1 protein-coding gene is annotated in these 670 nt (G+C 44.5%); it reads left to right on the top strand.

Translation table 11 applies throughout. The features are described from left to right. Window positions 1-463: substrate binding domain-containing protein (locus tag R7190_RS27905; protein ID WP_318137931.1), on the top strand; the 463-nt coding region annotated here is incomplete at its 5' end. Window positions 464-670 lie beyond the last annotated feature (207 nt).

The raw sequence follows: 670 nt of genomic DNA, 5'->3' as shown, positions 1-670 counted from the left end.
GGATGTTATTTTCCGTGTAGGTCCGCAACGAGATTCCAGCCTAATTGCTCGTAAAATTGGCGAAGTAAAAGATATTTTGGTTGCCAGCCAAGACTATCTAGCAGCCAACCCTGCGCCAAACCACGCAGAAGAGCTCTCAAACCACTCTTTGCTAAAAGGCTACCCACTTATCAAGTGGACACTGATCAACAGCAAAGGTGAGTCTGTGGTGAACGTAGAGCGTGGTCGTTTCCAAGCCAACGCACTCAATGTTGTTCGCAGTGCTTGTTCAGAAGGTCTAGGTATTACATTAATGCCTGATGTGATGATTAAGGAATACATCGAAAGTGGTGAATTGTTGCGAGTATTGTCAGATTGGAGCGCAAACCCGCGCGACATCTACATGCTGTACAACCACAAAGATCACTTGCCAGAGAAAGTGCGTCTGTTCATCGACTTTGTGATTGCCTACAACATTCACTAAAAATGATACAAAAATAAAAACCAGAGCCTAGGCTCTGGTTTTTTTTATCCCGATAATGATGACGCTGGTTTACGCGCCTTCGTTGTGCAGCTCTAGGTTCGCTAGATCTTGCTGAATTTCACGTTGCGTTTTTGCATCGTCATTACGCAAACCATCTAGGAAGTCGAGGTATTGTTGATCGATATCGCCAGTTACGTATTCACCATT

The sequence above is a fragment of the Vibrio sp. 1078-1 genome (assembly GCF_033340475.1).
Note: the sequence above shows the minus strand (reverse complement) of the source record. Positions and strands in the feature narration are given on the sequence as shown.